This window comes from Plantibacter flavus, from assembly GCF_051487245.1.
GTDB classification, from domain to species: domain Bacteria; phylum Actinomycetota; class Actinomycetes; order Actinomycetales; family Microbacteriaceae; genus Plantibacter; species Plantibacter flavus_B.
In genome coordinates this window covers 170,597-197,459 of the sequence record NZ_JAHVDH010000002.1, presented here as the reverse complement: position 1 = coordinate 197,459, position 26,863 = coordinate 170,597, and the positions used below count along the sequence as shown (strand labels likewise).

The following is a 26,863-nucleotide window of genomic DNA, read 5'->3' as shown; positions in this document are numbered from 1 at the left end:
ACCATGACCGGGTGCCACTCACGAGACGACAGATCTACCGCCGCCGCAGACTCCTCGTGTTCGGCATCGCCGCCGTCCTCATCGGCGTCCTCGGCTACGGCACGGGCGCGCTCATCCGCCCGGTCCCCGCGGCCGCTGCGACGCTCGAGGCACCGGACGCCCTCGCCGCGTCACTGGTCCAGCAGACGGCTCCCGTGTCATGGCCGGGATTCGGGCGCGGTGCCATCGGCGCCGTCGGTTTCGACGGCGTCCTGAGCACGACGGGGGAGCAGACGCCCTTCCCGATCGCGAGCCTCACCAAGACGATCACCTCGCTCGTCGTCCTCGATGCGAAGCCCATGGCCGCGGGCGAGGACGGTCCCTCCATCACCCTCACCGAGGACGACGTCGACTTCTACTACGACACGATCGCCGAGAACGGCTCGGCAGCACCCGTCGTGGCCGGCTCGGTCTTCACCCAACGCCAGATGTTCGAAGCGCTCCTGCTCCCGTCGGCGAACAACTACAGCATCTCGCTCGCGGTGTGGGCCTTCGGCTCGGTCGACGCCTACCTCGACGCGGCACGGACCTGGCTCGACGCCCACGGCCTCACCGGCACCACTGTCACGAACACGAGCGGCCTCGGCGCGACGAACGTGAGCACGCCGAGCGACCTCATCACCATCGGCAAGCTCGTGCTCGCCGATCCGGTGCTGTCGACCATCGTCTCGGAGACGAGCGCGGTCCTCCCCGCCATCGGAGAGGTCGAGAACACGAACACCATCCTCGGCCAGAACGGGGTGACCGGTTTGAAGACCGGCACCGACGACGCGTCAGGCGCTTGCCTACTGTTCTCCGCGGACCTCCAGGTCGAGGGCCGGACGGTCACCGTGGTCGGGGTCATCCTCGGTGCCGACAATCACTCGATTCTCAATCAGGCGGTCCTCGCGCTCCTGCAGAGCATGCCTGCCGGGTTCCACCAGGTGCAGCTCGCCACCACGGGCGAACCGGTGGGTTCGTACGCGACCGGGTGGGATGAGGCCGCACAGATCGTCGTCGCCTCCGACGCCTCCGTGCTCGTCTGGCAGGACACGCCGATCACCGTCACCGCGAAGGCCCGCCCGATCGAAGCCGGCGCTTCCGGTTCGACGGTCGGTTCGCTCAGCTACGCGGTCGGTCCCGGTGCTGAGGGCGGTGCGACGACGATCGAGGTGCCGATCGCGCTCGACGGCGACATCGCGCCCGTGACGCCGTGGTGGCGTCTCACCAACCCGTAGGCAGGAAGGCCGTCCAGCGCGCGGGTGCGCTCGTCAGACGTCGAGTTCCTGCTCCTGCACCTCGCCAGGGTGGAATGGGCCCGCCAGCGGTCGTTTCGCGGTGATGTGATCGCCGGACGACTGGTGACGGATCCGACGCAGCACCCAGGGCACGAGGTACTCACGTGCCCACGCGAGGTCTTCCGTGCGGGCTTGACGCCAGCGGCTTGCCGGAAGCGGTTCCGGCTGCAGCGGCTTCAGCTCGTTCTCGACGTTGAGCGCCTCGAGCACCATTCGCGCGACCTCGTGATGTCCGAGGGCGTTCAGGTGCAGACGGTCGGGAGCCCACATGCGGGGGTCCTGGATCGCGGACAGCGACCACTGATCGGCGATGATGCAGTCATGACGCTTCGCGATCGCGCGGAGGTTCTCGTTGTAGATCGCGACCTTGCCACGGATGCTGCGGAAGACGGGGGAGAAGCCGACATCGACCCCGGTGAAGAGGACGACCGTCGCTCCGTCGCTCCGGAGCCGGACGATGGCCTGCTCCAGGCGACGTGCGATGTCGTCGGGGTCGGTGCCCGGACGGATGACGTCGTTGCCGCCAGCGGAGATCGTGATGAGGTCGGGGCGCAACTCCAGGGCCGGCTCGATCTGGTCGTCGAGGATCTGCTGGGCGAGCTTGCCGCGGACCGCGAGGTTGGCGTACGAGAACTCGGAGTTCTGGGCGTCGAGCACCTCGGCGACGCGGTCGGCCCAACCGCGATGGCCGCCCGGCGTTCCGGGCTCCGGGTCGCCGATGCCCTCGGTGAAGGAGTCGCCGATCGCGACGTACCGTGACCAGGGATGGTGCTGTCCGCTCATGCTGCGCTCCTCCAGATGCCGACCCAGAACCTCCAGCGTACGCCTCGTGCCGACCGCGCGGATCAGCCGCGCGACGGAGATCCGGATCGGCTGGGACGCGTCCCCGATGGTCGGCGGTGTCGTCCGTCTCGGGTACATTGGTCTCCAGTGAACGCGGAAAACCCATCGACCCAGCATCTGGGCAGCTCCGCAGCCGAACACCTTTCGCCGGCCTTCCCGGAGCGTGCCGCCTGGGGTACGGCCAGCAAGCTGCGAGCCTGGCAGGCCGAAGCGCTCGAACAGTACTTCGCGACCGAACCCCGCGACTTCCTCGCCGCTGCGACACCCGGCGCAGGCAAGACGACCTTCGCCCTCCGACTCGCCTCGGAACTCCTGCACCGCGGCACGGTCGACCGCATCACCGTCGTCGCTCCGACCGACCATCTGAAGCGCCAGTGGGCGGAGGCGGCGAGCCGCGTGGGTATCCGACTCGACCCGAACTTCGCCAACCGCGACCAGGTGTTCGGTCGCCACTACCACGGCGTCGCCGTCACCTACGCCCAGGTCGCAGCGAACCCTCCGGTGCACCAGCGCACCACGGACTCGGGCCGAACGCTCGTCATCCTCGACGAGGTGCACCACGGCGGCGACGCCCTCAGCTGGGGCGACGGCATCCACGAGGCGTTCTCCCGTGCGACGCGGCGGTTGTCGCTCACGGGGACGCCGTTCCGCTCCGACACCGCCCCGATCCCGTTCGTCGTCTACCAGCCCGACCACCAGGGCATCCGTACCTCGGTCACCGACTACAACTACGGTTACGGCCGTGCGCTCCAGGACGGCGTCGTCCGACCCGTCCTCTTCATGGTCTATGCGGGACACATGCGCTGGCGCACGAAGGCCGGCGACGAGATGGAGGCGAGGCTCGGCGAGGGCAACACCAAGGACATCACCTCCGCGGCCTGGCGGACGGCGCTCGACCCCCAGGGCGACTGGATCCCCGCCGTCCTGAAGTCTGCCGACCTCCGGTTGTCCGAGGTCCGTCAGTCCGTCCCAGACGCCGGCGGCCTCGTCATCGCGACCGACCAGATGACCGCCCGCGCCTACGCGTCGATCCTCCACGAGCTGACGGGGGAGCTGCCCACGATCGTGCTCTCCGACGAGAAGGAGGCGAGCGACCGGATCGCGGACTTCTCCGCGAACGACAAGCGCTGGATGGTCGCCGTCCGCATGGTGTCCGAAGGCGTCGACGTGCCACGCCTCGCCGTCGGCGTCTACGCGACCTCCTCGGCGACGCCGCTGTTCTTCGCGCAGGCGATCGGACGCTTCGTGCGAGCACGCCGTCGAGGCGAGATCGCGAGCATCTTCCTGCCGAACGTCCCGAACCTGATGGCACTGGCTGAAAAGCTCGAACTCGAACGCGACCACGCCCTCGACCGCCCGAGCGATCCGGACGCCGAAGGCGACATGTTCAACCCGGAGGACGCCATGATGGCGGCCGCCGAGCGCGAGGACAAGGCGTCGGATTCGCTGCTCGAGGAGTTCACCTGGCAGGCGGTCTCCTCGAACGCACACTTCGACCGCGTCGTGTTCGACGGTGCCGAGTTCGGCGAGCTCGCCCAGCCCGGCACCGAGGAGGAGTTCGACTTCATCGGGTTCCCAGGACTCCTCGAGCCCGAGCAGGTGCATGAACTCCTCGTCCAGCGCCAGAGCCGCCAGGCCAAGCGTGGCGCGTTCGTCGACAAGAACGCCGCGTCGCCGAAACCCGAGGCGGACATCCCGGCTCCGCTGTACCGCACGCTCAAGGAACAGCGCTCGGTGCTCAACACCCTCGTCGGTTTGTACGCGAAGCACACGAAGGAACCACACGGTCTCGTCCATGCGGAGCTGCGACGAGTGTGCGGTGGACCGGCGGTCGCACAGGCGAGCGTCACGCAGCTGCAGGCGAGGATCGACCTCCTGCGGCGTCGGCTCGGCCACGGGCACTAGTCGGCGCCATCCAACTGCGCGATCGACCACGTTCCGCGCGTCGGTGCTGCTGTGGGAGAGCCTGGCTCTCGACCATGATCGCGTGACCGTCGACGGTCACGCAGGCACCGGATCGTGTCTGGAAAACAAGAACGGCCGGAGCTTTCGCTCCGGCCGTTCGCCGTCTCAACACGGTGTGCGCGAAGGGGGACTTGAACCCCCACGCCCGTAAGGGCACTAGCACCTCAAGCTAGCGCGTCTGCCATTCCGCCACTCGCGCGTGTTGTGTTCGTTTCCGGCTTTCGCCGGGCACGAGAAGAAACACTATCACGGATTTTGAGACGTGTTTGCCACTTCACCCCATTCGGCGACGGGTAGGACGATCGAAGCGACGAAACCCGCGTCGTTCCGGCAGCCAGGCGCCGGAAAGTCGTGCGGCGGGTAGCGTGGAGGCATGACCTCCGGCCCAGATGCATCCAGCCCGCAGCTCGACGAGACGACCCGTATCGCGCGCGACCTCATCCGCATGGACACCACCAACTACGGCGAAGGCCGCTCGAACGGCGAGACCGAGGCCGCAGAGTACGTGGAGGCGTATCTCCAGGAGCTCGGTCTCCAACCCGAGCTCATCGACGCGGCCCCCGGTCGCACAAGCGTCGTCGCTCGAGTGCCTGGCGCGAACCCGAACAAGCCGGCCCTCGTCGTCCACGGCCACCTCGACGTCGTCCCAGCGGATGCGGCGAACTGGTCGGTCGACCCGTTCGGCGGGGAGATCAAGGACGGGCTGCTGTGGGGCCGCGGCGCGGTGGACATGAAGAACATGGACGCGATGATCCTCGCCTCGCTCCGCGAGATCCTCGGCAGCGGACGCCGACCCGAACGCGACCTCGTGATCGCGATGTTCTCCGACGAGGAGAACGGCGGCGTCTTCGGCTCGCACCACATCGTCTCCGAACGTCCGGAACTCTTCGCGGGTGCGACCGAGGCGATCAGCGAGGTCGGGGGATACTCGATCACGTTCGGCGGTCAGCGCTCCTACCTCCTGCAGACGTCCGAGAAGGCCCTGCTGTGGATCAAGCTCGTCGCGACCGGTCGTGCAGCCCACGGATCGCGATATGTCCACGACAACGCCGTCACCAGGCTCGCGGAGGCCGTCGCGGCGATCGGCCGCACCGAGTGGCCCATCCGCCTGACCGCGACGACCGAACAGCTGCTCTCGGAGATCGCGCGCATCCTCGACACCACGCCCGAGCAGCTCGGCCCCGACGAACTCGCGCTCGCGACAGGCACCGCCTCCGGTTTCATCCAGGCGTCCCTGCGCACGACGAGCAACCCGACCCTGCTCCAGGCGGGCTACAAGCACAACGTCATCCCGGACCGCGCCGAGGCACTCATCGACATCCGGACCCTGCCCGGGGAAGAGGAGGCGGTCCTCGCCCGCGTTGCCGACATCGTCGGCGAGGACGTGGAGATCGTCGTCATGCACCGCGACATCGGGCTCGAGACCCCGTTCTCCGGGCCGCTCGTCGACGCCGTCATCGCAACCCTCGGTCGGCACGACCCCGGCGCTCCAGTCCTGCCCTACATGCTGTCCGGTGGCACCGACAACAAGGCGCTCTCGCTCCTCGGGATCACCGGCTACGGGTTCGCGCCGCTGCGCCTGCCCGAGCACCTCGACTTCCCTGCGATGTTCCACGGAGTGGACGAGCGGGTCCCGCTCGACGCGCTAGGGTTTGGCAGGCAGGTCCTGACGGACCTCCTCCTCGACTACTGATATACTAGCAAGTCGCCTGTCGTCGTCACGAGCGCGCCAGGCCCCCTCCCGAGCCGCCCCGCCGACGATTGCCGGATCCGGCCGAACATCAGCCATCCGGCTGCAGACTGAGCCGATTGGCTACAGAAAGGTGCGCTGTGGACCTCATCAACGCCATCATCCTGGGGCTCGTGCAAGGACTCACCGAGTTCCTGCCGATCTCCTCGAGCGCGCACCTGCGCATCCTGGGCGAGTTCCTGCCCGGCGCGAAGGACCCAGGGGCAGCATTCACCGCGATCACCCAGATCGGTACCGAGGCGGCTGTCGTCGTCTTCTTCTGGCGGGACATCGTCCGGATCGTCAGCTCCTGGTGCAAGGCCCTCGTCGGCAAGATCCCGCGCAACGACCCTGATGCCCGGATGGGTTGGCTGATCATCATCGGCAGCCTCCCCATCGTCATCCTCGGCCTCCTCTTCCAAGACGAGATCGAGACGACCTTCCGTTCACTCTGGATCGTCGCGATCATGCTCATCGTCTTCGGCATCCTGCTCGGCATCGCCGACCATGTCGGGGCGAAGAAGCGTCGCCTCAAGAACCTCACGTACGGTGACGGCGCCATCTTCGGCGGCGCTCAGGCGCTCGCCCTGATCCCCGGCGTCTCCCGCTCGGGCGGCACGATCACTGCGGGCCTCTTCATGGGCTACGAGCGCCGTGCAGCCGCTCGCTACGCCTTCCTGCTCGCCATCCCCGCGGTCTTCGGGAGCGGGTTCTACCAGGTGTTCAAGAGCGTCGGTGAACCGAGCGCGTACGGCCCACTGGAGACGCTCGTCGCGACGATCATCGCATTCGTCGTCGGCCTGGCCGTCATCGTCTTCTTCATGGGCTACATCTCGAAGCGCAGCTTCCTGCCCTTCGTCATCTACCGCATCGTGCTCGGCGTCGTCCTCCTCGTGCTCCTCGGCACGGGCGTGATCGCCGCGTGAGGGCCTGGCCCGCCCCGGACGTCCCGGCCCTCCCCGGCTCCGGCACCGCTCCACGCCTCTGGGACACCCCGAGCGCCAGTCTCATCGAGGCTTCGGCGGAGCGCACGGCACGGCTGTACGTCTGCGGCATCACCCCGTACGACGCGACCCACCTCGGCCATGCATCGAGTTACCTCGCGTACGACACGCTGCAGCGGGTCTGGCTCGACGCCGGCTACGAGGTGCACTATGCGCAGAACATCACCGACGTCGACGACCCACTGCTCGAACGGGCGAACGCGACGGGCGTCGACTGGCGCGAACTCGCCGCCAGTCAGGTCGATCTGTTCCGCAGCGACATGGAACGACTGCGGATCCTCCCACCCGAGGACTACGTCGCCGTCACGGAAGTGATCGATCCGATCGCGGAAGCCGTGGCGCTCCTCATCGAGCGCGGTGTCGGGTACCGGGTCGAGACACCCGACAGCGCAGTGGGCGACGACATCTACTTCGATGTCCGAGCAGCGGGCGACGACGTGTGGCATGTCGGCGCGGAGAGTGGCCTCGACGAGGCCACGATGGCCGCGTACTTCGCCGAGCGCGGGGGAGATCCCGACCGAGCCGGGAAGCGCGACCCGCTCGACCCGCTGCTGTGGCGTGCCGCCCGTGACGACGAACCCAGCTGGGACTCCGTCGTCGGTCGTGGCCGTCCCGGCTGGCACATCGAGTGCTCCGTCATCGCCCTCCAGCACCTCGGTTCCGACTTCACGGTGCAGGGAGGCGGCTCGGACCTGGTGTTCCCGCACCACGACCTGAGCGCCGGTCACGCCGCAGCGCTGTCTGGGCACCCGCTCGCGAAGGTGTTCAGCCATGCCGGGATGGTCGCCTACGAGGGAACCAAGATGTCGAAGTCGCTGGGCAATCTCGTCCTCGTCTCTCGACTAGCCGCCGACGGCGCGGATCCGGCGGCCATCCGGTTGGCGATCCTGGCGAACCACTACCGCACCGACTGGGAGTGGCACGATCGCCACCTCGACGAAGGCGAGGCGCGGATCGCGCGGTGGCGTGCGGCCTTCGCCGGCAGCGTCGTCGATGGCGCGTCCGCGACCGCACTGCTCGCCGGCCTCCGCGAACGCCTCGCTGACGACCTCGACACGCCGGGCGCGATCGCGCTGCTCGATGCGGCCGCGCAGACCGGCGTCGACGACGCCGCCCTCACACGGGCCAGTATCGATGCGCTGCTCGGTGTGCGCTGAGCCGAGACCTCGCTACTCTCGGTCCTTGCGCCAGGGCTCGTCGCCCTTGCCGTCGCCTTTGCCGTCGCCTTTGCCCTCGTCGCGTCGGAGGTATCGTTCGAACTCCTTGGCGATCGCCTCGCCGCTCGCCTCCGGCGACTCGACGGTGTCGCGTGCCTGCTCCAGCTGGTGGATGTAGGCCGCCATGTCCTCGTCTTCTGCCGCGAGCGTGTCGATCCCGCTCTGCCACTCGCCGGACTCCTCGATGAGCCCGCCACGGGGGATCACGACGTCGATGAGCTCCTCGAGCTTGTCGATGAGGGCCAGCACAGCCTTCGGTGACGGCGCACTGTGCACGTAGTGCGGGACCGACGCCCACACCGACAGGCTCTGCACACCCTGCCGTTCTGCGGCGTCGGCGAGCACGCTGAGGATACCGACGGGACCCTCGTAGGTACTGCGTTCGAGTGACAGCTCCTGTCGGAGCTCGGCGCTCTCGCTCGAGGCGAAGACGGAGATGGGCCTCGTGTGCGGGACGTCGGCGAGCATCGCACCGAGCATGACCATGCTCGTGATGCGGTGCTCCGCGACCACGGCGAGGATCTCGTCGACGAAGGCCCTCCAGCCGCGTGACGGCTCGGAGCCGAGGAGGACGAACACGTTGTCGCCGCCGTCGGCGCTCACCCTGAGCTCGGCGTCCTCGGCGAGCGGAGTCGCGGGCTTCGCCGCTGCGGGGTCGGGGCCGGAGATGGTCGTGCCCGGCCAGGTGAGGGAGCGTTTCCCGTCCTCGTCGACGCCGACCGTCGGACGGTTGAACTGATAGTCGTAATAGGGCTCGGGGTCGATCTCGAGCAGTGGCTGCAGCGCGAGCGAGTCACGCAGGACGCGCACGGCGCCGCTGGCCGCCTCACCGGCGTCGTTCCATCCCTCGAACGCCACCACGAGCAGGCGACCGCTGAGCGGTCCCTTGGTGTCTTCGGTCACGTCACACTCCTCGGCGCACGGGAACCTCCCGCGACCATCCATCCAGGATAGGCGCTCCACCACCCGGTAGCATGGCACCCCGTGACCACTCTCCTCCCCGCCGCAGTCCTCTGGGACATGGACGGCACCGTCGTCGACACCGAGCCCTATTGGATGGAGGCCGAGACCGAGCTGGTCGCGGCCCACGGGGGAGTGTGGACGCACGAGGACGGCCTCCTGCTCGTCGGTTCCGGCCTCTGGAACTCCGCGGCCGTGTTGCAGAGCCGTGGCGTCGACCTCGATGCAGACGGCATCGTCGCCCATCTCACAGACCACGTGCGGCGTCTCATCGAGGAACGCGGCGTCCCGTTCCGCCCAGGTGCCCAGGATCTGCTGAAGTCGCTGCGTGCCGCGGGAGTGCCGACCGCACTCGTGACGATGTCGATCAGATCGATGGCCGAGGACATCGCTCGCGGCATCCCGTTCGACGCCTTCGACCTGATCGTCGCGGGTGACGAGGTCGACGAACCGAAGCCGCACCCCGAGGCGTACCTGCGTGCGGCCAAGGCCCTCGGCGTGGACCCCGGCGACTGCGTCGCCATCGAGGACTCCGCGACCGGTCTCGCTTCAGCTGTGGCCGCCGGCACCATCGCGGTGTCCGTACCGCACATCATCCCGATCCCGGCCGGCCCCGGCCACACGACGTGGGACACCCTCGTCGGTCGTGGCCTCGCCGACCTCGCCGAGCTGCGCTCCGCAGCAGGCTCGACCACCGAACACTCCCACGAAGACGAGGCAGCACGCCGATGAGCGCGAACCACCAGCCGCAGAACAGCGGACCCTTCCGCGCGGGCGACCGCGTCCAGCTCACCGGCCCCAAGGGACGGAAGAACACCGTGACCCTCGAGGTCGGCAAGGCGTTCCACACGCACCGCGGTGTCATCGAGCACACGGAGATCATCGGTCTGCCCGACGGCAGTGTCATCGCGAACACCGAGGGCATCGAGTACCTCGCCCTCCGTCCGCTGCTCGTCGACTTCGTGATGTCGATGCCCCGCGGCGCGGCGATCATCTACCCGAAGGACGCCGCCGAGATCATCGGACAGGCGGACATCTTCCCCGGAGCGACGGTCGTCGAGGCCGGTGTCGGTTCCGGCGCGCTCTCGCTGTGGCTCCTGCGTGCGATCGGACCATCCGGCCGACTCGCCTCGTTCGAGCGCCGCGACGACTTCGCCGAGGTCGCCCGGAGCAACGCCGCGACCTTCTTCGGCTACGACCCGGAGAACTGGTCCGTCACCGTCGGTGACCTCCAGGATGCGCTGCCCGCCACGATGCCCGCGGAGTCCGTCGACCGAGTGGTCCTCGACATGCTCGCACCGTGGGAGTGCCTCGACGTCGTGTGGGAGGCGCTCAAGCCCGGTGGAGTCGTCCTCTGCTATGTCGCGACCGTCACCCAGCTGTCGCGGGTCGCCGAAGCGCTCCGCGCGACCGGTGGCTTCACCAACCCGCAGTCGAACGAGACGATGGTCCGCGGCTGGCACGTGGAAGGCCTCGCCGTCCGACCCGACCACCGCATGGTCGCCCACACCGGCTTCCTGATCACCGCCCGCAAACTCGCGCCCGGCACGATCCTGCCCGAGCTCAAGCGACGCGCGTCGAAGACGGACTTCAAGGACGAGGACGTCGAGCTCTGGACGCCCGGTGCGCTCGGTGAGCGGTCGGCCAGCGCGAAGATCCTCCGGAAGCGCGCACGCGCGGCCGGGGCGAGCGCCGAACTCTCCCGTGGCCGTGGGCTCGAGGGCACCTCGTCGGACACCGATGAAAGCGACCTCGGCGCCGTCGACGACGAGCGCTGACCACAACCCAACGTCCACTAAACTGTGCGACGGCGCCCTGCCGTCCCACCCGCATCACCGAAACGAGGATCCGTGCGCACTGCACCAGCTCTCATCGCCGCAGCAGGCCTGCTTCTGGTCTCCCTGACGGGTTGCACCGCATCAGCGGCAGCGTCCTGCGAACCAGCGGCTGCGCCCGGGGCAGCGACCAAGGCCGTCTCGGTCTCCGGAGCGTTCGGCACCGCGCCGACCGTCGACCTCCCGACCCCGCTGTACACCAAGACGACTGAGCGCGAGGTCGTCATCCAGGGTGACGGGGCCACCGTTCCGGCCGACGGCACGGCAATCGTCAACTGGACGGTCTTCAACGGACGCACCGGCGAGGTCATCACCCAGACGCCGTACACCGCCGGCGGCAGCTCCGCCAGCTACCTGTCGTCGCCCCAGACGCTCGAAGGCTTCAAGAAGACCTTCGCGTGCGCGACCGTCGGGTCACGCGTCGTCGCTGCGATCTCCCCAGAAGACGGCCTTGCCGCCAGCGGCGGCAGCGAGGCCGAAGGCATCAAGAAGGATGACACCCTCGTCATCGTGGCCGACATCGAAGGCGCGGCCCTCGGTCGTGCCGACGGCGCCGAACAGCCCATCCCGTCCGGTTTCCCCTCGGTGGTGACCGCACCGAACGGCCAGCCCGGCGTCACGATCCCCTCGACGGGCGCCCCCAAGACGACGAAGCACACGCTCTCCCGTGTGGGCGACGGCGCGACCGTGAAGGAGGGCGACCAGGTCATCGTGAACTACACCGGCGTGCTCTGGGACGGCAAGAGCGTCTTCGACAGCAGCTGGGACAAGGGCGAGCCGTTCGTCTTCACCGCCGGCGGCGGGCAGACGATCAAGGCCTTCAACGACGCCGTGGTGGGCACGAAGGTCGGCTCCCAGGTCATCCTGGTGGTGACGCCGAAGGACGGCTACGGCGACCAGGGAACGCAGCAGGTGCCGGCGAACTCGACGCTCGTGTTCGTCATCGACGTGCTGGGCACGGTCAGCCCGCCGAAGTAGCACCCTCCAGCCATCGGACGGCCCGTCTCCACCCGCGTCGTGCGGGAGGGGACGGGCCGTCCGTCGGTAGACTGGTCGGGTGTCCTCAGCCCGTGAATCCCCGAAGCCGGTCCCGGTGGAGGAGCGGCTCTTCAGCCTCGTACTCGCCCTCCTCGCCACACAGACCGGCCTGACGAAGAACGAGATCCTGTCCACAGTGCAGGGCTACCGTCAGCAGTTCTCGAGCGACGGCGCGAACGCGAGCCTCGAGCGGCAGTTCGAGCGAGACAAGGACAACATCCGCGAGCTCGGCGTTCCCCTCGAGACCATCGAGCAGCCGGGGGAGCCGGGCAACAACCAGTCGATGCGCTACCGCATCCCGAAGGGCGCCTACGAGCTGCCGGCAGACGTCCGGTTCACCCCCGCCGAGCTCTCGCTGCTGTCCCTCGCCGCGACCGTCTGGCGCGAAGGCTCGCTGTCGGGACAATCGCAGCGCGCGATGACGAAGCTTCGCTCGCTCGGCATCGACCCCGATGAACCGATCATCGGCTACGCGCCGCGGCTGCGCACGCGGGAGGCGTCGTTCGAACCCCTCGACGCCGCTCTGGAGCGCCGTGCCGTCGTCACCTTCCCGTATTTGAAGCCCGGTGAGGAACGGCCGCGCGTCCGGACGGTCGCCCCGCTCGCCCTCGTGCAGCACGAGGGTCGCTGGCACCTCTTCGCCACCGACCAGACCGTCGACGAACCCCGGACCTTCCTCCTGTCGCGCATCGTCGGCGCGGTGAAGCCGACGGGCACGACGTTCACGACCGACGACCGCGACCACGCGGCCGAAGCGGTCGAAGGACTTCGGCGCGTCTCGGCATCTCAGCGTGCGATCGTGCGGGTACAGCCCGGTACCGATGCCGCAGCCCGGCTCGGGAACCGGTACCAGGGCAGCAGCACCGACCCGTCGGAGCTGACGCTGCCGTACCTCGACCTCAACATCCTCGCCGACGAGCTCTCCGGCTTCGGTCCGGAGGTGCTGGTCGTGTCGCCCCCGGAACTGGTCGAGGCCGTGTCGTCCCGCCTCGCGCTCGTCGTCGCCCGACACAGCGACGCCGTCACCGCCGGATCCACCGAGGAGGACACCCGTGGCTAAGCGACCAGGCGCGCCTCGCGCCCAGGACAAGCTCATCTTCCTCCTCTCCCTCGTGCCGTACCTGATCGATCGCGAACGCGTGACCGTCGATGAGGCCGCCCGCCACTTCGGGCTGCCACCGCAGCAGATCCGCGAGGCGGTCGAACTGCTCACCGTCTCGGGCGTGCCCGGCGACACCCGCCAGTACCTGGCCGGAGACCTTTTCGACATCGACTGGGGCAGCTTCGAAGAGGACGACGAGATCGTCCTCACCCACCGTGTCGCACTCGACGACAGCCCGCGGTTCTCCGCGAGGGAGGCCTCGGCCCTCATCGCCGGACTGCAGTCGCTCCAGCGTCTCCCCGAGTTCGTCGACAGCGATGTGATCGGCGGCGTCATGGCGAAGCTCGCCCGCGGCGCGTCCTCCGCCCCTGGACAGCTCGCCGTCACCGAGTCCTACTCGGCCGCCGCCGTCGGCATCATCAGGTCGGCGTTGGCCGCCGGCCGCAGCGTGGAGTTCGACTACGTGGACGCCCGGGGCTCCACCGAGGCGCGACTCGTCGACCCGCTCCGACTCGAGTCCCAGGACCAGGACTGGTACCTGTACGGCTGGTGCCATCTGCGCGAGGCGACGAGGCGCTTCCGGCTCGACCGGATGACGCAGCTCCGGGAGAGTGCCGCGGAGGTCGTCTTCCGCGAAGCCGACGTCGTGGTCCCGACGGCGCTCTTCGAGCCGAGCGACTCCGACCGCACGGTGACCGTCCTCGTTCGCAACTCGGTCCTCGCGCTCATCGACGACTACGTGGTCGCCGTCGACCGACCGACCGGGGCCGCGTCGCTCGAAGCGGCGGATCCGGACGTCACGGCGACGCTCCGACTGGCTCATCACCACGGACTCAAGAGACTCGTCGCAGCCCACCCCGGCCTCATCACGGTGCTCGGTCCGGAGGACGCCCGAGTCGCCGTCGCCGACTGGGCTGCCGCCGGACTCGCGCAGTACCGGACACCCCCTTCCGACTGACCTCTCCACTCACGCGGCACGCACGCGGATGCAGGGTAGAGTGGGGGCACCTCGACCTCGAAGATCAGGAACGAAGACTATGTTCGGCAACGCTTTCACTGGGTGGCACCTCGTCATCATCCTTCTCATCGTGCTGCTGCTGTTCGGAGCACCGAAGCTCCCGGGCCTCGCGCGCAGCGTCGGCCAGTCCATGCGCATCTTCAAGAGCGAGGTCAAGAGCATGCGCGACGACGACCCTGAGTCGACCGACACCGCGCAGGGCACCACCACGCCTGGCCCCACCCCGGGCGTCACGGATCAGGCGGCGGCCCAGCCCAAGCCGACCGATCCGCCCGTCAAGCCATAATCTGAGGACCACTCGAGCGTGATGACGCCAGCATCTGGCACCGGACGAGTGCGCCTCCGGAACACCGGTCGCAGACAGGTCGTCCGACCGTGGCGATAACCGAGAAACGTCCGAAGAAGAAGAACCGCGAAGGACGCATGTCACTCGGCGAACACCTCGTCGAGCTCCGCAAGCGACTCTTCTACGCCGCGATCGGCATCGTCGTCGGCATGGTCGCGGGATTCATCGCCTCCGAGTGGATCATCGAAGCGATGAGCGCCCCCATCCTCGTCATCGCCGACGATCGTGGGCAGGCGTTCTTGAACTTCACGAACGTGACGAGCGCGTTCGACCTGCGCATGAAGATCGCGCTGACGGCCGGCGTCGTCCTGTCGAGTCCGGTGTGGTTGTACCAGATCTGGGCGTTCCTCGTCCCGGGTCTCACGCGCAAGGAGCTCAAGTACGCTGTCGGATTCTTCGCGACGGCTGTGCCACTGTTCCTCGCCGGATGCTATGCCGGCTGGTTCGTCCTACCCCACATCGTGGAACTCATGCTCGGGTTCACGCCGACGGCTGCCGCGAACTTCCTGGACGCGACGACCTACTACGACTTCGTCCTGAAGCTCGTGCTCGCCGTCGGCGTCGCGTTCGTCCTCCCGGTCTTCCTCGTCCTCCTCAACTTCGTGGGTGTGCTCTCAGCGGCCTCGATCATCAAGGCCTGGCGCATCGCCATCCTCGTCATCGTGCTGTTCACCGCGATCGCGACTCCCGCGGCCGACATCGTGTCGATGTTCGTCCTCGCGATTCCCATGGTGGTGCTGTACTTCGCGGCGTACGGTGTCGCCTGGCTCCACGACCGCCGCGCGAAGAAGCGGCAGCAGCGCATCGACGCCGAACTCGGCAGCAAGGACCTTGCATGAGCGACACCGCTTCCCCCGCCGAGCGGTATCGGGCGGCAGCGGCTCGCAATGCGACGCCCAGGCTCCAGGAGTTCCGCGAACGGCAGCGCTTCGACCTGGACGCGTTCCAGCTCGAGGCCTGCGAACGCATCGAGTCAGGCAGCAGTGTGCTGGTCGCGGCACCGACGGGTGCAGGCAAGACGATCGTCGCCGAGTTCGCGATCGCGCTGGCGATGCACGGAGCCCGCGACAAGGTGTTCTACACCACACCGATGAAGGCGCTCAGCAACCAGAAGTTCCAGGAGCTCACTGCCGAGTACGGTCCGGAGAACGTCGGACTCCTCACGGGAGACACGAACGCCAACGGGAACGCACGCATCGTCGTCATGACCACCGAAGTCCTCCGCAACATGCTGTACGCGGACTCGGACGCACTCCAGGACCTCGCGTTCGTCATCATGGACGAGGTCCACTACCTCGCGGACCGCTTCCGCGGAGCGGTCTGGGAAGAGGTCATCATCCACCTCCCGCCGACGGTCAGGATGGTGTCGCTCAGCGCAACCGTCTCGAACGCCGAGGAGTTCGGAGACTGGCTCCAGGCGGTCCGAGGCGACACGGCCGTGATCGTGTCGGAGGAGCGCCCGGTCCCACTCACGCAACATGTGCTCATGCGGAACAAGCTCATCGACCTGTTCGCCGCCCCGAGCCTCGCGGACACCCATCAGGTGAACCCGGAGCTCGTGCGGATGGCCCAGTTCGGCGGCCGTGCCCCCAACAGCCGCCAGTACAAGGATGTCAGCCGCTACAACCAGCGGCGTGCGCCGCATCGCACCGAGAAGCTCGAGCGCGGTCCCTTCGTGCAGATGCTCGACGACCACCACCTGCTGCCGGCGATCTTCTTCGTCTTCAGCCGCATCGGGTGCGATCAGGCGGTCAAGCAGGTCCTCCGATCCGGCATCAGGCTGACCGAAGCGCACGAACGCGACGAGATCCGTCAGATCGTCGACGAACGCTGCCGGACGCTCCTCGACGAGGACCTCGCCGTGCTCGGCTACTGGGAGTGGCTGGACGGCCTCGAACGTGGCGTCGCCGCCCACCACGCCGGGCTCCTGCCGGCGTTCAAGGAGGTCGTCGAAGAGCTCTTCCAGCGCAAACTGGTCAAGGTCGTCTTCGCGACGGAGACGCTCGCACTCGGCATCAACATGCCGGCGCGCACCGTCGTCCTCGAGAAGCTCGAGAAGTTCAACGGCGAGGCGCGCGTCCCGATCACACCGGGGGAGTACACCCAGATCACGGGACGCGCCGGACGCCGAGGCATCGACGTCGAGGGCCACGCCGTCATCCAGTGGACCGAGGGCCTCCACCCGCAGTCGGTGGCGTCGCTCGCCTCACGGCGAACGTACCCGCTCAACTCCAGCTTCCGCCCGACCTACAACATGGCCGTGAACCTGATCGACCAGTTCGGCCGACAGCGGACCCGCCAGATCCTCGAGTCCTCATTCGCGCAGTTCCAGGCCGACCGCGCAGTCGTCGGGATCGCCCGGAAGGTGCGCGAACAGGAGTCGTCGCTCGCCGGATATGAGAAGTCGATGACCTGCCATCTCGGCGACTTCGCCGAGTATGCAGGCATCCGCCGCGAGCTCACCGACCTCGAGCGAAAGGGCGAGGCACACGGTTCGCGCGCGTCGAAGGACCGCCGCCAGCGCAAGCTCGCCGAGCTGCGGAAGCGGATGCGCGCCCACGCGTGTCACGTCTGCCCGCAGCGTGAGGACCACGCGCGCTGGGCTGAACGCTGGTTCAAGCTGAAGAAACAGACCGATCAGTTGCGACAGCAGATCCAGACCCGCACCGGGGCGGTGGCGCGGGTGTTCGACCGCGTCGTCGACGTCCTCCTCGAGTACGAGTACCTCACCCGCGACGAGCACGGTGCCGTGATGGTGGCACCGGCAGGCCGCACCTTGAAGCGCATCTACGGCGAACGGGACCTCCTCGTGGCCGAGTGCCTCCGGACCGGCGCCTGGAACGAACTCGATCCGGCCTCACTCGCAGCCATGGCTGCCGCGATCGTCTACGAGCCTCGTCGCGACGAGCAGAACACGCCGGAGCGGTTCCTCCCACGAGGAGCCTTCCGTTCAGCACTCGAGCGGACCCAGGAGATCTGGAGCCGCCTCGATGACACCGAGCGCGAGAACCGCCTTCCCGGCAGTAACCCGATCTCCACCGGGCTCTCGCTCGCCATGCATCAGTGGTCGAAGGGCGCCAACCTCGATGTGGTCCTGATCGAGGCGGAGCTCGCGGCGGGAGACTTCGTGCGCTGGTGCAAGCAGACGATCGACCTCCTTGACCAACTCCGCATCGTGGACGGCCCCGTCGGCCGCACCTCGCGGCAGGCGCTCGACTCGATCCGTCGCGGCATCGTCGCGTACAGCTCGCTGTGATCGGCGGGCGGCCAGGTGGCGCGTTGCTCCGCGGCCACGAAGACCGATCTGCCGGACGTCCACCATTGCCGCTCTGGCTCGCCGTCGTGGTCGCGATCGCTGCCGGCCCGATCCTCGACGGAGGCTTCCCCGACCAGGGCGTCTGGCCGCTGACCTTCGTCGGCATCGCACTCGTGCTCCTCTGCCTCATGGGGCGCAGCGTCGGTGGGGCACTGCTCGTCGGCTTCGTCGCGGGCGAGGCCTTCTACCTCATCCACATCGAGTGGGCCACGGCGTACCTCGGTCCGATCCCCTGGGTGGCCCTCTCGACGGTCGAGTCGATCTTCTTCGCACTCGGCGCGGTCCTCATCACGCTCGCCTACCGCTGGATCCCTCGAGCGTTCCCCGGCGCGGCCGGTCGCGTCTGGCTCACTGCAGCGGTCGTCGCCGCGGTCTGGACCGCCCGCGAGACGCTCGTGAGCACCTGGCCGTACGGCGGATTCCCCTGGGCGCGGATGGCCCTCAGCCAGTCGGAGAGTCCGTTCGCACCGCTCGTCGCGTGGGTCGGGTTCTCAGGGCTGTCCTTCCTCATGGTCCTGCTCGTCGCGCTGGCGCTGCAACTCGCGGCGGCTGCTGAGCTTTCGGCGATGACCCGCATCGGCATCGCTGTCCTCGCCGTCGTCGCCGTGCTGATCGTCCCGGCCTGGCCGACCGCGACGACCGGCAGCATGCGGGTCGGGGCCGTCCAAGGCAACGGACCCGCCGGCTACTTCGATGCTGCGGCCCCCGGCACCGTCATGCAGACCCAGATCGACGAGACGCTCAAGATCATCGACGAGGACGTCGACGTCGTCGTCTGGCCGGAGGGCTCTGCCGACCTCGACCCACAGCGCGTGTCGCAGTCGGCTGCTGCGCTCGACTACCTGAGCCGCCGCATGGACGCACCGTTCGTGGTCGGCACCATCTCGGCGCGCGACGCTCGGTACTTCAACTCGTCGCTGCTGTGGAGCTATCCGGACGGCGTCCAGGACGTCTACGACAAGAAGCACCCGGTGCCCTTCGGAGAGTACGTGCCGGACCGCGACTTCTGGGAGCCGCTCTCACCCGATCTCATCGGGCTGATCCAGCGCGAGTACACGCCGGGCACCAAGGACAACGTCTTCGACATCGACGGCGTCATCGCAGGGATCAGTATCTGCTTCGACATCGCCGACGATCAGCTCACCCGCGACGCGGTCGCCGGGGGAGCGCGCATCGTGTTCGCCCAGACGAACAACGCCGATTTCGGCCAGACCGATGAGAACGAACAACAGCTGGCCATCGCGAGGCTTCGCGCCATCGAATCAGCGCGTTCCGTCGTCAACATCTCGACGGTCGGCACGAGCCAGATCATCGGACCGGACGGGTCGACGATCTCGAGCATCCCGGCGTTCGTGCCGGGTTCCATGGTCGCCGACGTCCCGCTCGCCGACACGGTCACACCGTCGATGGCCTTCGGTCACCAGCTCGAGCTGTTCATCGGCGGCATGGGTCTCGCCACGCTCGTGCTCGCGGGCGTCGCGTCGCGTCGACCGCGCCGCTGAGTGGATGAACGCGGAGCACACACAGAACGATCGGCCGACCCGTTTCCGGATCGGCCGATCGAGGGAGGCCTGGTGGCTCGGTGCTACGCGCTCTTCTGCTGGCCGCGCCGGGCACGCAGGTAGGCGAGGCGTTCTTCGAGCAGTTCTTCGAGTTCATCGCGCGAGCGACGCTCGAGCAGCATGTCCCAGTGGCTCCTGGGGGTCTTCACATCGCCGCGGTCGACGACCACCGGCTTCGAATCGACGAGGAGGACAGCCTCCGCGCCGCAATGACGGCATTCCCAGAGTTCGGGCACTTCCGCATCGGCGGCGAACGTCATCGTGGTCTCGCGCTCGCAACTCTGGCACCGGTAGGTGTGGTTGCTTCGCGCCGAGAATATGACGCCCTCTTCCGTTTGTAGACTCTGGGCGCCCAGGCGCATTCCGCGCAAACTGCGATCTGCCATTGTGTGGTCTCCTCTCGCTCGGCACCCACAGTTATAAACCCACAAGCTGGGTAAAGTGTTCCGTTCACCCATTCAGCTCCCAGCTCGTGCCCAGCTAGTGGGAGGGAGTGCCCGCGGCGCTTCAGCGGGACGCGACGACCGCGAGCGCGAGGTCACATCGGTCGGTCACGAGGCCGTCGACCCCGAGGGCGAGCAGTCTGGCCATGTCCTGCGGGTCGTTGACCGTCCAGACGTGCACCTCGACGCCGAGCGAATGCAGTTGGTCGACGAGACGTCTGGAGACGATCCGGACGCCGCGGAATCGCTCGGGCACCTGGATCGCCTGCACCTCGGCGAGCGAACGGGCCAAGGATCCGGTCAGCCGGAAGGCGGCCGCGGGGAGGGCCCGCAGCAGCATCGCCGCAGATGCTGAGCTGACCACCTGCGCGGACCCGGCAGCTGAGCCGAGCGCACTGGCGATGGCTGATCGGCGTCCCTCGTCGAACGACGTGACCAGCACCCGGTCGACGGCGTCGGCCTCGAGGATCGCAGCGGCAGCCGGTGCCGCTGCGGGCATCGCCTTGATGTCGAGGTTGAAGCGTGCGTCGGGGAAGGCCGCAAGTGCCTCCGCGAAGGTCGGCACTCGATCACCTCCGAGGTCGATCCGTTGCACCTCGCTCAGGTCGAGTTCGGCGATCGGACGAGGGTCGCCGGTCGCTCGTCGCAGCGACGCATCATGGAACAGTACGGCGTACCCATCCCGCGTGCACTGCGCATCGGTCTCGAGGTAGGCGGCCCCCGCTTCGACCGCACGAGCGAACGCGGCGAGGGTGTTCTCCGGCGCATCCGGTCCCGCGAGCCCGCGATGTGCGAGGACTCGCGGACCGGCCGGCGCGAAGTAGGGGAGGGAGTCCGCCGGGAGCACCGCCGGCCTACAGCTGGCCTGCTGCGGGCGGAACGACCGGAGGCACCTGCGCTGAGGCTGCAGCTGCGGCGCGGGCCGCCGCCGCGGGATCGCGGGTGTTGCCCGGGCCGAAAGCAGCGCCGATACCCTTCAACGCCTCGGTGAGCTCACTCGGGATGACCCAGAGCTTGTTCGCCTGACCTTCGGCGAGTTTCGGCAGCATCTGCAGGTACTGATAGCCGAGGAGCTTCTCGTCCGGGTCGCCGTCGTGGATCGCCTTGAAGACGGTCTGGATCGCCGACGCCTCACCCTGCGCGCGCAGGACGGCCGCCTGGGCGTCGCCCTCTGCCCGAAGGATCTCCGCCTGGCGCGCTCCCTCAGCAGTGAGGATCGCCGACTGCTTCGTACCTTCGGCGGTCAGGATCAGCGCTCGACGGTCGCGTTCCGCGCGCATCTGCTTCTCCATCGAGTCCTGGATGGACAGCGGCGGATCGATGGCCTTGAGTTCGACGCGTCCGACGCGGATACCCCACTTGCCGGTGGCCTCGTCGAGGACGATCCGCAGCTTGCTGTTGATCTCGTCGCGGCTGGTGAGAGCCTCCTCGAGGTTGAGACCGCCGACCACGTTCCTGAGCGTCGTGGTGGTCAACTGCTCGACCGCGCCGAGGTAGTTGGCGATCTCGTAGGTCGCGGCCCGGGCGTCGGTCACCTGGAAGTAGACGACGGTGTCGATCGAGACGACGAGGTTGTCCTCGGTGATCACCGGCTGCGGAGGGAAGGAGACGACGGTCTCGCGCAGATCGATGAGCGGACGCAGGCGATCGATGAAGGGGATGAGCAGGTTCAAGCCCGGCAGCAGGGTCTTGTGGTACTTGCCGAGCCGTTCGACGACCCCTGCGCTCGCCTGAGGGATGATCCGAATGGACCGGAAGAGCACCACCAGGACGAAGATGACGACGACGGCGGCGATCACCCAACCGATGACGGCTCCGGGTGTGATGTCGTTCACGACTGCTCCTTCTGCTCGTCCGGCGTTACCGGCCGGGATGGGACGGGGACGACGACGGCGGTGGCACCGTCGACGATGGACAGGATGATCCGGGTGCCGGGTTCGAGCGAGGAGGCGGGGGAGTCGTGGGGCGTCCGGGCCGTCCACGTCTCTCCGTTCGCGAGCTTGACCTGGCCGCCGTGCGGTGTGACGGTCTCGACGACGATCCCCGGCATCCCGAGGAGCGCATCGACGTTGCTCCTCGCAGGATCAGCCCCACGTTGGAGCGCGCGAAGCAAGGGGGGTCTCACGGCCAGGAGCAGGAGCACGGCGGCAGCGGCAGCGATGAGCAGCTGCAGCCACCACGGAGCTCCGACCAGGCCGGACAGGAGACCGACGACGCTGCCGATGGCGAGCATCAGGAACGTGAACTCCAGCGACAGGACCTCGATGATGACGAAGACGAGGATCAACACCAACCAGGCGATCCACGCGTACTCGGTGATGACGTCCATGGTGCCGCTTCCTCCCGAACCGGCTCTCGGATCGGCCGCCTCGGCGATCCGTGGAGCGCGAGACGTTGCGCCGGTTCACCTCAACGCTAGCAGCAGCCCGGCCCGGTGGACCCGTTCCGGACCGTCGTTGTTGATAGGGTCGATGGCTGGAACCCGCCGCCGACGAGCGGCCCCAGATCTGAAGGAGCTCCCTGTGACGAACCCCCTGGCCGCCGGATCCCTCGCCGGGAAGAACGTCCTCGTGACGGGCTCCTCGCGCGGCATCGGGGCTGACACCATCCGTTACTTCGCCGGTGCCGGCGCGAACGTCGTCATCAACTACCGCAACAAGGAGGCCCGTGCAGTCAAGCTCGCCGACGAGGTGCGAGCGCTGGGGGTCAAGGCGGTCGTCGTCGGCGCCGACCTCACCGACCCGGCTTCGGTGGCAGCGATGTTCGCGACCACGAAGGCCGAGTTGGGCGACCTCGACGTGCTCGTGCTCAACGCCTCGGGTGGCATGGAGAGCGGCATGGCCGAGGACTACGCCATGCAGCTGAACCGCGACGCCCAGGTGAGCGTCGTCGAGCACGCGCTCCCGCTGCTCGGTGCCGGTTCGCGCATCGTGTTCGTGACGAGCCACCAGGCACACTTCATCCGCACGACTCCGACGATGCCGGAGTACGTCCCGGTCGCCACGTCGAAGCGTGCCGGAGAGGACGCGCTGCGTGCGAAGCAGGCCGAGTTCGACGCAGCCGGCATCGACTTCGTCGTCGTCTCCGGCGACATGATCGAGGGCACCATCACGGCGACCCTGCTCGAGCGGGCGAACCCCGGTGCGATCAGTTCACGCAAGGAATCCGCCGGCCGCCTCTACAACGTCGGCGAGTTCGCCGCTGAGGTCGCCGCCGCCGCGGTCGACCCGATCCCCGACAGCCACACCCGGTATGTCGGCGACACGAGCGACTTCATCGCCGAGTAGCGACTTTCCCTCCAGACATGCAGAACGGCCGGCACCTTCGGGTGCCGGCCGTTCTGCATGCTCGATCAGGCGGCGAGGCCGGCCTTCTTGGCCTGCTTGCCGAAGGTGATCGCCTGCACGATCTCGACGATGCCCGCCGCGATCAGGAAGAACGCCGTCACCAGCAGGAGCGTGACCGCGGCGAGCACCGGGTTCGCCAGGACGAAGATACCCGCGACGACGCTGATGACGCCGTAGAGGACGGTGATCCAGCGCGACACGTCGGGGGATGAGTCGAAGAGCGATGCGACGCCCTCGATGATCCAGGAGATGCCGATGACGAACACCAGAGCGCCGATCCCGACCAGCGGGTCGATGAAGATGTAGATGCCCGCCAGCACCAGCAGGACGCCGAAGACGACCGTGAGCACGCGCCATCCGCCGCCGAGTTCCTTGGCGACGATCCCGCGCGTGATCCGGACGACGCCCGCGATCAGGAAGTAGATCGCGAAGATCCAGGCCACGGCGACCAGTGAGGCCTTCGGCGCTGCGAGGAGGAAGACACCGAGCGCGATGGTGAGGATGCCGCCGATCGCGAACGCCCAGCGGATGCCGGTGATCGCACTGGCGGAGAGCTTCGACGAGTTCAAGGTGTAGGTGGTGGTGACGATGGACGGTTCAGACATGGTCGGCTCCTGACAGACGAACAGAACGGTGCGCGGCGGCGATACGGACGCGTAGCTCCAGTGTGGCGCATGGACACAGCGTTTTCCCAGCATGACCTCTCGTGTCGATGCCGCGCGGTGCCGGTGCGCGAGGATCCGGACGGTTCCGGCGCATGCTTCCCAGCTAATATGTCTGTCATGGATGCCAACACGCCCGCACAGCAGATCGCCGACAGCCACGACCTGATCCGCGTGCAGGGCGCACGGGAGAACAACCTCAAGAACGTCAGCGTCGAGATCCCGAAGCGTCGTCTCACGGTCTTCACGGGTGTCTCAGGCTCGGGCAAGAGTTCGCTGGTCTTCGGCACGATCGCCGCCGAGTCGCAGCGCATGATCAACGAGACCTACAGCGCCTTCGTCCAGGGATTCATGCCCTCGCAGGCGCGCCCCGACGTCGATGTCCTCGAGGGACTGACGACGGCGATCATCGTCGACCAGGAACGGATGGGCGCCAACTCCCGCTCGACCGTCGGCACCGCCACCGACGCCAATGCGATGCTGCGCATCCTCTTCAGCCGGCTCGGGGACCCGTCCATCGGCTCGCCGCAGGCCTACTCGTTCAACGTCGCCTCGATCAGCGGCGCCGGAGCGGTCACGATCGAGCGCGGGGGACAGAGCACGAAGGAGCGTCGGAGTTTCTCGATCACCGGCGGGATGTGTCCGCGCTGCGAGGGCATGGGCCTCGTCAACGACATCGATCTGAGCCAGCTCTACGACGACTCGAAGTCCCTCAACGAAGGCGCGCTCACGATCCCCGGCTACACCGCGGATGGTTGGGGCGTGAAGATCTTCACTGGCTCGGGCTTCGTCGACGCCGACAAACCGATCCGCGACTACACCGAACAGGAGCTCCACGACTTCCTCCGGCACGAGCCGACGAAGGTGAGGATCGGCGACATCAACATGACCTACGAGGGGCTCATCCCGAAGGTCCAGAAGTCGTTCCTCTCGAAGGACCGCGAGGCGATGCAACCGCACATCCGGGCGTTCGTCGACCGTGCGGTCACCTTCACGACGTGCCCGGACTGCGCCGGCACGCGGCTCAACGAGGGTGCACGGAGCTCGAGGATCGCGGGTCGCAACATCGCGGAGCTCTGCGCCATGCAGATCAGCGACCTCGCGGAGTGGGTGCGCGACCTCGACGAACCCTCGGTCGGGCCGCTGCTCGCCGTGCTCCAGGAGACCCTGGACTCCTTCGTGACCATCGGGTTGGGCTACCTCTCACTCGATCGCGCCACAGGCACCCTCTCCGGAGGCGAGGCTCAGCGAACGAAGATGATCCGGCACCTCGGCTCGTCACTGACCGACGTCACCTACGTGTTCGACGAGCCCACCGTCGGCCTGCACCCGCACGACATCCAGCGCATGAACGAGCTCCTCCTGCGCCTCCGCGACAAGGGGAACACCGTGCTCGTCGTCGAGCACAAACCGGAAGCCATCGCGATCGCCGACCACGTCGTCGACCTCGGGCCCGGAGCCGGCAGCCGCGGGGGAGAGGTGATGTTCGAGGGGACGGTCGAGCGTCTGCGTACGAGCGATACGCTCACCGGTCGCCACCTGGACGACCGAGCAGCCGTGAAGTCCGTCCTCCGCGATTCGACCGGTGTCCTGGAGATCCGCGGCGCAACGGCACACAATCTGCAGGGCGTCGACGTCGACATCCCGCTCGGCGTGCTCGTCGTCGTGACGGGCGTCGCCGGATCCGGCAAGAGTTCACTCATCCACGGCTCGGTCGCGAAACGAGAGGGCGTCGTCACCGTCGACCAGAGTGCGATCCGCGGCTCGCGACGCAGCAACCCGGCCACCTACACGGGCCTGCTCGAACCGATCCGGAAGGCCTTCGCGAAGGCGAACGGCGTGAAGCCCGCCCTGTTCAGTTCCAACTCGGAGGGAGCCTGCCCGAACTGCAACGGTGCCGGCGTCATCTTCACGGACCTCGGCGTCATGGCGAGCGTGTCGACGGTGTGCGAGGTCTGCGAGGGCCGCCGGTTCGACGCTTCCGTTCTGGAATATCACTTGGGGGAGCGGGACATCAGTGAGGTGCTGGCGATGTCCGTCACCGAGGCAGAGGCGTTCTTCGCCAGCGGGCCCGCCAGGACACCGGCCGCCCACGCGATCCTGGCGCGCCTCGCAGACGTCGGACTCGGGTATGTGAGTCTCGGCCAGCCACTGACGACGCTGTCCGGTGGCGAGCGTCAACGCCTGAAACTCGCCACCCAGATGGCCGACAAGGGCGACGTCTACATCCTGGACGAGCCGACGACCGGCCTGCACCTCGCCGATGTCGAGAACCTGCTCGGCTTGCTCGACCGATTGGTGGACTCGGGCAAGTCGGTCATCGTCATCGAGCATCACCAGGCCGTCATGGCGCATGCCGACTGGATCGTCGACCTCGGGCCAGGTGCCGGTCACGACGGCGGGCGGCTCGTCTTCGAGGGAACTCCGGCTGCACTCATCGCAGCGCGCTCGACGCTCACCGGCGAGCATCTCGCTCGGTACGTCGCCTCCTGACGCATCGTCGTCGAGGTTCGTTCCACGAAGCATCGGGAGTCGTCATGGACCGCTCTCGCGGCGGGCCTGAAAGCGCTGATAATGCACATTATGTCAACTCAGATGTCAACAACCGCTTCCCTGGCTGCAGAACACAGCCGTCGGCGGCATCGAGGCCATGGACGTACCGGGCCGCCTGTGCGATCGTGGCGTCCAGTGACGGGTGCAGCGCACACAGGCCGAGACACTCGTCGACCGAACCGTGGAGGACACATCATGACGAAGTACCTCATCTCGTTCCCCAGCGCGGCCCTGGTCCTCTCCCCCGAGGATCTCCCCGAGGTGGTCGAGTCGTCCCACGCGGTGGTTCGCGAGGCGAAACACGCCGGCGTGTGGGTGTTCGGCGGCGGTATCGACGAGGGGATCCCTCCGGTCCTCGTCGACGCCAGCGGCGTGGTGGATTCCCCTCCCACGATGACCCGACTCGACGGCGGTCTCGCCGTCATCGACGTCGACTCCCCCGAAGAAGCTCGAGAGTGGGCCGCACGATTCGCCCGAGGCTGCAGGTGCCCTCAGGAGTTGCGCGCCTTCGGCGACGACCCCGACAGTTGAATCAGCCGGGAGGTGTCAGCCGAAATCACTGGAGTTCCGGGGTTAAATTCCTAGAGTGCATACTCTAGAGCACGTG

24 protein-coding genes and 1 tRNA gene are annotated in these 26,863 nt (G+C 67.8%); 17 read left to right on the top strand and 8 right to left on the bottom strand.

The window, feature by feature from the left end:
* Window positions 1-11: 11 nt before the first annotated feature.
* Window positions 12-1,256: a D-alanyl-D-alanine carboxypeptidase family protein gene (locus KXS11_RS04765; protein WP_437384337.1), complete on the top strand. Its 1,245-nt coding sequence runs from the start codon at window positions 12-14 to the stop codon at window positions 1,254-1,256.
* A 33-nt stretch (window positions 1,257-1,289) separates the two neighbouring features.
* On the opposite strand, the gene KXS11_RS04760 is transcribed toward KXS11_RS04765, so the two are convergent.
* A complete protein-coding gene (locus KXS11_RS04760; RefSeq protein WP_437384335.1) occupies window positions 1,290-2,099 on the bottom strand; it encodes an SGNH/GDSL hydrolase family protein in 810 nt (269 codons plus the stop codon).
* 147 nt (window positions 2,100-2,246) lie between these two features.
* On the opposite strand from KXS11_RS04760, the gene KXS11_RS04755 reads away from it, so the two are divergent.
* On the top strand, window positions 2,247-4,064 hold the full coding sequence (locus KXS11_RS04755) for a DEAD/DEAH box helicase (protein WP_437384334.1): 1,818 nt from the start codon (window positions 2,247-2,249) through the stop codon (window positions 4,062-4,064).
* A gap of 176 nt (window positions 4,065-4,240) precedes the next feature.
* On the opposite strand, the gene KXS11_RS04750 is transcribed toward KXS11_RS04755, so the two are convergent.
* Window positions 4,241-4,323 (bottom strand) — tRNA-Leu (locus tag KXS11_RS04750).
* 174 nt (window positions 4,324-4,497) lie between these two features.
* Here KXS11_RS04750 and KXS11_RS04745 point away from each other — a divergent pair.
* The 3 genes from KXS11_RS04745 to mshC all read left to right on the top strand — a co-directional run bounded on the left by KXS11_RS04745 (window position 4,498) and on the right by mshC (window position 8,014).
* The gene (locus KXS11_RS04745) at window positions 4,498-5,817 is read left to right on the top strand and encodes a M20/M25/M40 family metallo-hydrolase (RefSeq protein WP_437384332.1); all 1,320 of its coding nucleotides are present in this window, start codon (window positions 4,498-4,500) and stop codon (window positions 5,815-5,817) included.
* A gap of 137 nt (window positions 5,818-5,954) precedes the next feature.
* Window positions 5,955-6,779, top strand: coding sequence for an undecaprenyl-diphosphate phosphatase (locus tag KXS11_RS04740; RefSeq protein ID WP_437384330.1), 825 nt, complete (start codon window positions 5,955-5,957; stop codon window positions 6,777-6,779).
* On the top strand, window positions 6,776-8,014 hold the full coding sequence (gene mshC, locus KXS11_RS04735; protein ID WP_437384329.1) for a cysteine--1-D-myo-inosityl 2-amino-2-deoxy-alpha-D-glucopyranoside ligase: 1,239 nt from the start codon (window positions 6,776-6,778) through the stop codon (window positions 8,012-8,014). Before KXS11_RS04740 ends, mshC begins: the two co-directional genes overlap by 4 nt.
* Before the next feature lie 12 nt (window positions 8,015-8,026).
* On the opposite strand, the gene KXS11_RS04730 is transcribed toward mshC, so the two are convergent.
* Complete coding sequence (locus KXS11_RS04730) at window positions 8,027-8,977, bottom strand: PAC2 family protein (protein ID WP_437384327.1); 951 nt, start codon at window positions 8,975-8,977, stop codon at window positions 8,027-8,029.
* A gap of 81 nt (window positions 8,978-9,058) precedes the next feature.
* Here KXS11_RS04730 and KXS11_RS04725 point away from each other — a divergent pair, with 81 nt between their 5' ends.
* The 9 genes from KXS11_RS04725 to lnt all read left to right on the top strand — a co-directional run bounded on the left by KXS11_RS04725 (window position 9,059) and on the right by lnt (window position 19,191).
* A complete protein-coding gene (locus tag KXS11_RS04725) occupies window positions 9,059-9,766 on the top strand; it encodes an HAD family hydrolase (protein ID WP_437384325.1) in 708 nt (235 codons plus the stop codon).
* Entirely contained in the window at window positions 9,763-10,812 is a 1,050-nt protein-coding gene (locus KXS11_RS04720; protein ID WP_437384323.1) for a tRNA (adenine-N1)-methyltransferase, read from the top strand. Before KXS11_RS04725 ends, KXS11_RS04720 begins: the two co-directional genes overlap by 4 nt.
* A 72-nt stretch (window positions 10,813-10,884) precedes the next feature.
* Window positions 10,885-11,847, top strand: coding sequence for an FKBP-type peptidyl-prolyl cis-trans isomerase (locus KXS11_RS04715; protein WP_437384321.1), 963 nt, complete (start codon window positions 10,885-10,887; stop codon window positions 11,845-11,847).
* Window positions 11,848-11,926: 79 nt separating this feature from the next.
* Window positions 11,927-12,967 carry a helix-turn-helix transcriptional regulator gene (locus KXS11_RS04710; protein ID WP_437384319.1) on the top strand — a complete coding sequence of 347 codons (1,041 nt, stop codon included), beginning with the start codon at window positions 11,927-11,929 and terminating at the stop codon, window positions 12,965-12,967.
* Window positions 12,960-13,967, top strand: a complete 1,008-nt coding sequence (locus tag KXS11_RS04705; RefSeq protein WP_437384317.1) for a helix-turn-helix transcriptional regulator — start codon at window positions 12,960-12,962, stop codon at window positions 13,965-13,967. The genes KXS11_RS04710 and KXS11_RS04705 overlap by 8 nt, the downstream gene beginning before the upstream one ends.
* Window positions 13,968-14,046: 79 nt before the next feature.
* Window positions 14,047-14,313, top strand: coding sequence for a Sec-independent protein translocase subunit TatA (gene tatA / locus KXS11_RS04700; protein WP_437384315.1), 267 nt, complete (start codon window positions 14,047-14,049; stop codon window positions 14,311-14,313).
* 137 nt (window positions 14,314-14,450) lie between these two features.
* Window positions 14,451-15,212: a twin-arginine translocase subunit TatC gene (gene tatC / locus KXS11_RS04695; RefSeq protein ID WP_437384314.1), complete on the top strand. Its 762-nt coding sequence runs from the start codon at window positions 14,451-14,453 to the stop codon at window positions 15,210-15,212.
* The gene (locus tag KXS11_RS04690) at window positions 15,209-17,629 is read left to right on the top strand and encodes a DEAD/DEAH box helicase (RefSeq protein WP_437384312.1); all 2,421 of its coding nucleotides are present in this window, start codon (window positions 15,209-15,211) and stop codon (window positions 17,627-17,629) included. The genes tatC and KXS11_RS04690 overlap by 4 nt, the downstream gene beginning before the upstream one ends.
* 65 nt (window positions 17,630-17,694) lie before the next feature.
* Window positions 17,695-19,191, top strand: coding sequence for an apolipoprotein N-acyltransferase (gene lnt / locus KXS11_RS04685; RefSeq protein WP_437384310.1), 1,497 nt, complete (start codon window positions 17,695-17,697; stop codon window positions 19,189-19,191).
* Window positions 19,192-19,274: 83 nt separating this feature from the next.
* Here the strand turns inward: lnt and KXS11_RS04680 are convergent, their stop codons facing one another.
* The 4 genes from KXS11_RS04680 to KXS11_RS04665 all read right to left on the bottom strand — a co-directional run bounded on the left by KXS11_RS04680 (window position 19,275) and on the right by KXS11_RS04665 (window position 22,023).
* Window positions 19,275-19,637, bottom strand: a complete 363-nt coding sequence (locus tag KXS11_RS04680; protein ID WP_437384308.1) for an RNA polymerase-binding protein RbpA — start codon at window positions 19,635-19,637, stop codon at window positions 19,275-19,277.
* Between the two features lie 121 nt (window positions 19,638-19,758).
* Entirely contained in the window at window positions 19,759-20,541 is a 783-nt protein-coding gene (locus KXS11_RS04675; RefSeq protein ID WP_437384306.1) for a glycerophosphodiester phosphodiesterase family protein, read from the bottom strand.
* Window positions 20,542-20,548: 7 nt separating this feature from the next.
* Window positions 20,549-21,529, bottom strand: coding sequence for an SPFH domain-containing protein (locus tag KXS11_RS04670; protein ID WP_437384305.1), 981 nt, complete (start codon window positions 21,527-21,529; stop codon window positions 20,549-20,551).
* Window positions 21,526-22,023 (bottom strand): NfeD family protein, encoded by a 498-nt coding sequence (locus KXS11_RS04665; protein WP_437384303.1) that lies wholly within the window; start codon window positions 22,021-22,023, stop codon window positions 21,526-21,528. Before KXS11_RS04665 ends, KXS11_RS04670 begins: the two co-directional genes overlap by 4 nt.
* 193 nt (window positions 22,024-22,216) lie before the next feature.
* Between KXS11_RS04665 and KXS11_RS04660 the strand changes: the two genes are divergently transcribed.
* Complete coding sequence (locus KXS11_RS04660) at window positions 22,217-22,981, top strand: SDR family oxidoreductase (protein WP_437384301.1); 765 nt, start codon at window positions 22,217-22,219, stop codon at window positions 22,979-22,981.
* A gap of 65 nt (window positions 22,982-23,046) precedes the next feature.
* Here the strand turns inward: KXS11_RS04660 and KXS11_RS04655 are convergent, their stop codons facing one another.
* Complete coding sequence (locus KXS11_RS04655; RefSeq protein WP_437384300.1) at window positions 23,047-23,646, bottom strand: HdeD family acid-resistance protein; 600 nt, start codon at window positions 23,644-23,646, stop codon at window positions 23,047-23,049.
* A 177-nt stretch (window positions 23,647-23,823) separates the two neighbouring features.
* Here KXS11_RS04655 and KXS11_RS04650 point away from each other — a divergent pair, with 177 nt between their 5' ends.
* Entirely contained in the window at window positions 23,824-26,196 is a 2,373-nt protein-coding gene (locus tag KXS11_RS04650; protein WP_437384298.1) for an ATP-binding cassette domain-containing protein, read from the top strand.
* Between the two features lie 255 nt (window positions 26,197-26,451).
* Window positions 26,452-26,787: a YciI family protein gene (locus tag KXS11_RS04645; RefSeq protein ID WP_437384296.1), complete on the top strand. Its 336-nt coding sequence runs from the start codon at window positions 26,452-26,454 to the stop codon at window positions 26,785-26,787.
* Window positions 26,788-26,863 lie beyond the last annotated feature (76 nt).

Bases quoted from the DNA above. Each gene is read 5' to 3' on its own strand.
- KXS11_RS04760 (WP_437384335.1), bottom strand. From the start codon at position 2,099: ATGAGCGGACAGCACCATCCCTGGTCACGGTACGTCGCGATCGGCGAC.
- KXS11_RS04690 (WP_437384312.1), top strand. From the start codon at position 15,209: ATGAGCGACACCGCTTCCCCCGCCGAGCGGTATCGGGCGGCAGCGGCT.
- KXS11_RS04680 (WP_437384308.1), bottom strand. From the start codon at position 19,637: ATGGCAGATCGCAGTTTGCGCGGAATGCGCCTGGGCGCCCAGAGTCTA.
- tatA (WP_437384315.1), top strand. From the start codon at position 14,047: ATGTTCGGCAACGCTTTCACTGGGTGGCACCTCGTCATCATCCTTCTC.
- tatC (WP_437384314.1), top strand. From the start codon at position 14,451: ATGTCACTCGGCGAACACCTCGTCGAGCTCCGCAAGCGACTCTTCTAC.
- KXS11_RS04645 (WP_437384296.1), top strand. From the start codon at position 26,452: ATGACGAAGTACCTCATCTCGTTCCCCAGCGCGGCCCTGGTCCTCTCC.
- KXS11_RS04655 (WP_437384300.1), bottom strand. From the start codon at position 23,646: ATGTCTGAACCGTCCATCGTCACCACCACCTACACCTTGAACTCGTCG.
- KXS11_RS04745 (WP_437384332.1), top strand. From the start codon at position 4,498: ATGACCTCCGGCCCAGATGCATCCAGCCCGCAGCTCGACGAGACGACC.
- KXS11_RS04720 (WP_437384323.1), top strand. From the start codon at position 9,763: ATGAGCGCGAACCACCAGCCGCAGAACAGCGGACCCTTCCGCGCGGGC.
- KXS11_RS04650 (WP_437384298.1), top strand. From the start codon at position 23,824: ATGGATGCCAACACGCCCGCACAGCAGATCGCCGACAGCCACGACCTG.
- KXS11_RS04665 (WP_437384303.1), bottom strand. From the start codon at position 22,023: ATGGACGTCATCACCGAGTACGCGTGGATCGCCTGGTTGGTGTTGATC.